The following is a 6,686-nucleotide window of genomic DNA, read 5'->3' on the forward strand; positions in this document are numbered from 1 at the left end:
GGTCCCGCCCGCGGCCAGCCGGGCGGCGACCGTGGCCGCCACCGCCGCCGAGGTCGGCCTCGGCGCGCGCGCCCTGCACCGCCGCAGCCGGCTCCTCTTCGGGTACGGCCCGAAGACCCTCGCCCGCATCCTGCGGATGCGCCGTGCCCTCGACCTGGCCCGCGCCGGGGTGCCCCTCGCCGAGGTCGCCGTGCTGGCCGGGTACGCCGATCAGGCGCACCTCACCCGCGACGTCACGGAGCTGGCCGGCGTACCGCCGACCCGCCTGCTGCCGGCGGAGCCGGCCTGACTCCTGCGCCTGCCCAGCCGCTCAGTCGGACTTGAGCGGGGCGAACAGGTCGACGCCGTTGCCGTCCGGGTCGTGCACCACCGCGTACCGCTGGCCCCAGAAGGCGTCCCAGGGCGGCAGGTGACCGTGGTGGCCGGCGCCGGTCAGCTCGGCGTACCAGCGGTCCACCTCGGCGGCGTCGGCGCAGCGGAAGGCCAGGCTCACCCGGGGTCCGCCGGTGGCCGGCGGGTAGTCGGGGTCGAAGCTGCGGACCGTCTCGATCGTGTCCCAGGCCAGCCGGACGCCGTTGTCGAGGGTCACCTCCACGTGCGGTTCGGCCTCCGCGCCGGGCGGGATCGCCAGCCCCAGCCGGCGGTAGAAGTCAAGCGTGCGGGCCATGTCGGTGACCACCATGCCGATCAGGTCGAAGTGCGGTGTCATACCCGCGACGGTAGGGGCGATCGGGGCCACCGGTCTTGAACGGAACGGACGGGTGCGAGTGGCCGGTGTCGGCTCCACGGCCTGACGCGGCGGCGTACGGTGAGGGACAAGTCCGGCTCAAAGGGCGAAAGCCCGCACATACGCATGGGCGCGGACAACGGGCGAGGGAAGGGAGCAGCCGTGACGCACCTGGCTTACCTGGACGCGGGATCCGGCAGCCTCATCGTGCAGGCGGTGGTGGGTGGGGTGGCCGGTGCCGCGGTCGCCGCCAAGCTCTACTGGCGACGCCTGGTCGCCCGCTTCCGCCGCCAGCCCACCGACCAGGGCTGACCGCGTGGCCGTCCCCGACACCGGCGTCCGGCTCGAACCAGGCTCCTTCCGCGACCCGGGCAACCGGGTCTTCCACCGGCACGGCGAGGTGCTCCGGGGCCTGGACGAGCGGTCCGCCCGCGACTGGCGGGCCCTCGCGGCCAGCGACTTCTTCCGGGACCTGCTCGCCGCCGGCACCGTGTGCGGGACCGAGGAGCTGATCCCCACCCCGGTCGACGTGCCCTGGGCGGCGGTGCTGCGCCACGAGCGCATCCCCTTCGTCTCCCACCCGTACGAGTGGTCGTACGGGATGCTGCGCGACGCCGCCCTGCTGCACCTGGAGATCCTCGCCGCGGCCCTGGCCGCCGGTTTCACCACCAAGGACGGCTCGGCGTACAACCTCCAGTGGCGGGGCGTCGCACCGGTCTTCATCGACGTCGGCTCGTTCGAGCCGGCCCGCGACGGCGAGCCCTGGGCCGGGTACCGGCAGTTCTGCCAGACGCTGCTCTATCCGCTGCTGCTCCAGGCCCACCTCGGGCTGGACTTCCAGCCCTGGCTGCGGGCGCGGATCGACGGCATCGAGCCGGACCAGCTGCGCCGGCTCTTCGGCGGCGCCCGGCGGCTGCGCGCCGGCGTGCTCACCCACGTCCACCTGCACCAGGCGATGCAGGCGCGCAACGCCGGCGCCAGCACCACCGACGTGCGTGCCCAGCTGCGCGCCGCCGGCTACTCCCGCGAGCTGGCCCTGGCGACGGTACGCGGCCTGACCAAGCTGGTCCGCCGCCTGGACCACCGGCCGGGCGAGAGCCACTGGGCGGACTACCAGCGCACCTGTGCGTACTCGGTGCCGGACCGGCAGGCCAAGGAGGCCTTCGTCGACCGGGCGGTGGCCGCCACCGGTCCCGGCCTCGTGCTCGACCTGGGCGCCAACGACGGCCGGTACGCCCGGATCGCCGCCCGGCACGGCGACTACGTGGTCGCGGTCGAGCAGGACCCGGCGGTGGTCGACGCCCTCTACCGGACCCTGCGGGACGCGGGCGAGCGGCGGATCCTGCCACTGGTGATGGACCTGGCCGACCCGTCGCCCGGCGGCGGCTGGCGGGGCGTCGAGCGGGCCGCGTTCGCCGAGCGGGCCCGGGCCGACGCCGTCCTCGCCCTGGCCCTCGTGCACCACCTTGCGATCGGGCGCAACGTGCCACTCGCCGAGGTGCTGGACCAGCTGGTCGGGCTCGGCACGCCCGGCGGCACGCTGGTGGTGGAGTTCGTCCACACCGAGGATCCGATGGCCCGCCGGCTGCTGGCCAACAAGCCGGACGGCCTCTTCCCCGACTACCGCCGGGAGACGTTCGAGCGGCTGCTCGCCACCCGCGGCCGAATCGTCCACCGGCTCGAACTGCCGTCCGGGACCCGCACGCTCTACCAGGTGGTGGTCGGTGGCTGACACGCTCGCCCCGCCCCGCCCCCGGCTGGAGGCCCCGCCGGCGCCCCGCCGGGGCTGGCGGCGTGAGGCGGGCCGGCTGCTGGAGGTGGTGGCGCTGGTCGGGCTGGTGGTCACCCAGCCGTTGCTGGACGTGCTCGGTCGCAGCCCCGACTTCTTCCTGTTCCACCGGGCCACCCGGGCCGACGTGCTGCTGCTGGTGGCCCTGATCGCGATCGTGCCGACGGTGCCCGTCGCCCTGCTCGGCGCGGCCAGCCTGATCGCCGGGCGGGTGGTCCGGGCCGGCGTGCACACCGTCCTGGTGGGGCTGCTGCTGGCCGCCCTCGCCGTCCAGGTCGGCCGGCACGGCACCCCGCTGCGGGGCGTACCGCTGCTGCTGGTCGCCGGGCTGGTCGGCGCCGTCGGGGCGGTAGCGCACCGGCGCTGGCGGGCGCCGGGGCGGGTGTTCCGGGTGGCCGCCGCCGGGCCGCTGGTCTTCGTCGGCCTGTTCCTGTTCGCCTCGCCGGCCTCGGCGGTGGTGCTGCCGCGCGGCGAGGGCGGCGCCGCCGGGGTGGCGGGGGCGGGCGCCCATCCGCCGGTCGTCATGATCGTCCTGGACGAGTTGCCGCTGGTCTCGCTGCTCGGGCCGGACGGGAAGATCGACGCCGCCCGGTACCCGCACTTCGCCGAGCTGGCCGCCGGCTCGACCTGGTACCGCGACGCCACCGGGGTCAGCGGTTGGACGCCGTACGCGCTGCCGGCCATGCTGACCGGCCGCTACCCGGCGCAACCGTACGCCCCGCACTACTCGCAGTACCCCGACAACCTCTTCACCGCCCTCGGCGGCCTGTACGCGATCAAGGCCGAGGAGAGCATCACCCGGCTCTGCCCGCCCAGCCGCTGCGACCAGCCGGCCAGCCCCGAGCAGGGCCTCGGGGTGCTGGTCCGGGAGAGCGGCAAGCTGCTGCGTCAGGTCACCGCGCCGGTGGACAGCCGGGTCGACCCGGAGGACTCCTACCGGGAGCTGACCCGGGCGGAGGCGGGCCTGGACGCCGCCGAGCCGGTCCCGGACGACCCGAAGTTCCGCTGGGACACCCTGGACGACAACCAGCCGGCCCGGTTCACCAGCTTCCTCGCCGGCCTGCGCCCGTCGTCCCGGCCCACGCTGCACTTCCTGCACCTGCTGATGCCGCACTCGCCGTGGGCGTACCTGCCGTCCGGGGCGCACTACGCGGCGCCGGAGGACCTGCCCAACGACGGCGCCGGCTGGGTGGACCTGGCCCGGCAGCGGCACCTGGCCCAGCTCGGCTACACCGACCGGCTGATCGGTGAGACGCTGCGCACCCTGCGCGCCAGCGGGCTGTACGACAAGGCGCTGATCCTGGTCACCGCCGACCACGGGGTGAGCTTCCGCAAGGACTGGCAGGGCCGGGGGATGGACGCCATCAACCACGCCGCCGACCAGGTCGCGTGGGTGCCGATGTTCGTCAAGAAGCCGGGCCAGCGCGCCGGCCGGGTGGACGACCGCAACTGGCAGCATGTGGACCTGCTCCCCACGATCCTGGACGAGACCCACATCAGGGTCCCCTGGCGGATGGACGGCCGCTCGGCGAACCAGGCCCCGCGGAGCGGACCCGACAAGCTCTTCTACGACCGGCCCGGGCAGCCGGTGACCATCACCGGCGGGGTCCCGTCCCCGCCCGCCACCCCGGCTCCCGACCCGCTGGTCGGCACCCGGGTCGGCGACAAACCCGCCGGCGGTACGGCCACGGTGGCGAACCTCGCCGCGTTCCGCGCCGTCGACCCCGTTCACGGCGAACTGCCCGCGCTGGTCTGGGGCACCGTACCCCCGTCGGTGCCGGACGGGACGCAGCTCGCGGTCGCGGTCAACGGCACGATCGGCGCGGTCGTACCGGTCGTCGCGCCCGACAAGGGCGGCCGGCGGTTCGCCGCGTTCCTGCCCGACGACCGGCTCTTCGCCGCCGGGGCGAACCGGCTGGACATCTACCGGATCGGCGCCGACCGGAGCCTGCGCCGGCTGGCCCTGTCCTGACCGCCGGGCCCGCCGGCCGGTAGCCTCTCCGATCGCCCGGCCACCGGCCGGGGTGCGGGCGCGCTCCCACCGGGTTTCCGAGCCGGCAAGTCGGGAATCGGGTGATGCACACCTCACCACCGAACCATGACGAGCGGTGTCCTCCCGACCGTAAGTACGGTAAAAGCGAAGGCAATTCAACGAAGATCTTGCCGGCGAAGCGAGGAACACATGACGGAAGTCAAGCTCGACCACCCCGGTGGGCAGCTGTCGATGCCGGTGCAGTCCGCGGTCGAGGGCCCCGCCGGCATCAAGGTGGGCAACCTGCTCAAGGAAACCGGGATGACCACCTACGACCCCGGTTTCGTCAACACCGCGTCCTGCTCGTCCGCGATCACCTACATCGACGGTGACGCGGGCATCCTGCGGTACCGCGGCTACCCGATCGAGCAGCTGGCCGAGAAGTCCTCCTTCCTGGAGGTCTCCTACCTGCTGATCTACGGCGAGCTGCCGAGCCAGGCGCAGCTGACGGAGTTCAGCGAGCGGGTCCGGCGGCACTCGCTGCTGCACGAGGAGATGCGCCGCTTCTTCGACGGTTTCCCGCGGGACGCGCACCCGATGGCCGTGCTCTCCTCCGCGGTGAGCGCCATCTCGACCTTCTACCAGGACAGCCTGGACCCGTTCGACTCGGAGCACGTGGAGATGTCCACGGTGCGGCTGATGGCGAAGGTGCCCACCATCGCCTCGTACGCGTACAAGAAGTCGATCGGCCAGCCGCTGCTGTACCCGGACAACTCGCTCGGCTACGTCGAGAACTTCCTGCGGATGACCTTCGGCGTGCCGGCCGAGCCGTACGAGGTCGACCCGGTGATGGCCCGGGTGCTGGACATGCTGTTCATCCTGCACGCCGACCACGAGCAGAACTGCTCCACCTCCACGGTGCGCCTGGTCGGCTCCAGCAACGCCAACCTCTTCGCCTCGGTGTCGGCCGGCGTCAACGCGCTCTTCGGCCCGCTGCACGGCGGCGCCAACCAGGCCGTGCTGGAGATGCTCCAGAAGATCCAGGCCGACGGCGGCGACGTCCGGTCCTTCGTGCAGAAGGTGAAGGACAAGCAGGACGGCGTGAAGCTGATGGGCTTCGGGCACCGGGTCTACAAGAACTACGACCCGCGCGCGGCGATCGTGAAGAAGGCCGCCCAGGACGTGCTCGGCCGGATGGCCAAGCCGGACCCGCTGCTGGACCTCGCGGTGCAGCTGGAGGAGATCGCGCTCGCCGACGACTTCTTCGTGTCCCGCCGGCTCTACCCGAACGTGGACTTCTACACCGGCCTGATCTACAAGGCCATGGGCTTCCCGACCAAGATGTTCACGGTGCTGTTCGCCTTGGGCCGGCTGCCCGGCTGGATCGCCCAGTGGCGCGAGATGATCAATGACCCGGAGACCAAGATCGGCCGCCCGCGGCAGATCTACACCGGCTACGCCGAGCGGGACTACGTCCCGGCCGAGCAGCGCTGATTCTGGTCTGACGACGAAGGCCGCCGGCCCCACGAGGGGTCGGCGGCCTTTTCGCGTGCGTCCCCGTCAGTGGCTGCGGTCCCCGCCCGTGCCCGCCGTGACGGGTAGGTTGCCGAGCACCCGGTTGATCAGGTGGATCCGGGTGGTGCCGGCGCGGTAGTCGGCGCAGACCGTGTCGGCCCGGTCCGCCAGGCGGGCGCCCGTCGCGGCGCCGGTGACGGTGAGTCGGGTGCCCGCGAGGGTGGTGACCTCACCAGCGGCGAGCAGGTCGGACAGCGAGAGGGAGCCGGCGACGAGGTGTTCGCGGAGCAGCTCGCGCAGCGTGTCCTTCCGGGTGAGCAGCAGCTGGTCCAGGTTCTCCTCGGAGAAGGTGACCGCGAACGCGTCGTCGGTGGGGGCCAGGACGGTCATCCCGGACCCGGCCCGCAGCTCGGCGGCCAGGCCGGACGCCCGGACCGCCGCCTCGAACGTGGTGAGCACCGGTATCCACCGCAGGGCCTCCTCCGGCGCTTCGCCGACCAGCGAGGCGGGGTTGCCCGGGTCGCTGCCCGCGGGCAGCAGTTCACACAGCGGCCCGCGGACGCCGGACGCCGACGCCGCCGGGGCGTCGGCCCGGGACGCCGTGCCGCCGGCGGAGCAGCCGGTCGCGGCGAGCATCAGGCACAGGGCCGCCGCGGCGAGCGCCGCCGCCCGGGGGTGACGGC

Annotated in this window: 7 protein-coding genes; 5 read left to right on the forward strand and 2 right to left on the reverse strand. The window is 73.5% G+C overall.

Translation table 11 applies throughout. From position 1 onward, the window contains the following. A partial coding sequence (locus tag ACWEVO_RS25970; RefSeq protein ID WP_452310124.1) for a helix-turn-helix domain-containing protein occupies window positions 1-289 on the forward strand: 289 nt, incomplete at its 5' end. Window positions 290-310: 21 nt separating this feature from the next. Here ACWEVO_RS25970 and ACWEVO_RS25975 read toward each other — a convergent pair. After that, window positions 311-709, reverse strand: a complete 399-nt coding sequence (locus ACWEVO_RS25975; RefSeq protein WP_452310125.1) for a VOC family protein — start codon at window positions 707-709, stop codon at window positions 311-313. 180 nt (window positions 710-889) lie between these two features. Between ACWEVO_RS25975 and ACWEVO_RS25980 the strand changes: the two genes are divergently transcribed. The 4 genes from ACWEVO_RS25980 to ACWEVO_RS25995 all read left to right on the forward strand — a co-directional run bounded on the left by ACWEVO_RS25980 (window position 890) and on the right by ACWEVO_RS25995 (window position 5,982). After that, complete coding sequence (locus ACWEVO_RS25980; protein WP_167604403.1) at window positions 890-1,039, forward strand: hypothetical protein; 150 nt, start codon at window positions 890-892, stop codon at window positions 1,037-1,039. Window positions 1,040-1,043: 4 nt separating this feature from the next. Beyond that, complete coding sequence (locus ACWEVO_RS25985; RefSeq protein ID WP_452310126.1) at window positions 1,044-2,459, forward strand: methyltransferase; 1,416 nt, start codon at window positions 1,044-1,046, stop codon at window positions 2,457-2,459. Continuing rightward, window positions 2,452-4,488: a sulfatase-like hydrolase/transferase gene (locus tag ACWEVO_RS25990; RefSeq protein ID WP_452310127.1), complete on the forward strand. Its 2,037-nt coding sequence runs from the start codon at window positions 2,452-2,454 to the stop codon at window positions 4,486-4,488. The genes ACWEVO_RS25985 and ACWEVO_RS25990 overlap by 8 nt, the downstream gene beginning before the upstream one ends. Before the next feature lie 210 nt (window positions 4,489-4,698). Next, window positions 4,699-5,982 (forward strand): citrate synthase, encoded by a 1,284-nt coding sequence (locus ACWEVO_RS25995; protein WP_452310128.1) that lies wholly within the window; start codon window positions 4,699-4,701, stop codon window positions 5,980-5,982. Window positions 5,983-6,048: 66 nt separating this feature from the next. Here the strand turns inward: ACWEVO_RS25995 and ACWEVO_RS26000 are convergent. After that, window positions 6,049-6,686: fasciclin domain-containing protein (locus ACWEVO_RS26000; protein ID WP_452310129.1), on the reverse strand; the 638-nt coding region annotated here is incomplete at its 5' end.

The sequence above is a fragment of the Micromonospora sp. NPDC003776 genome (assembly GCF_053605645.1).

Bases quoted from the DNA above. Each gene is read 5' to 3' on its own strand.
- ACWEVO_RS25975 (WP_452310125.1), bottom strand. From the start codon at position 709: ATGACACCGCACTTCGACCTGATCGGCATGGTGGTCACCGACATGGCC.
- ACWEVO_RS25995 (WP_452310128.1), top strand. From the start codon at position 4,699: ATGACGGAAGTCAAGCTCGACCACCCCGGTGGGCAGCTGTCGATGCCG.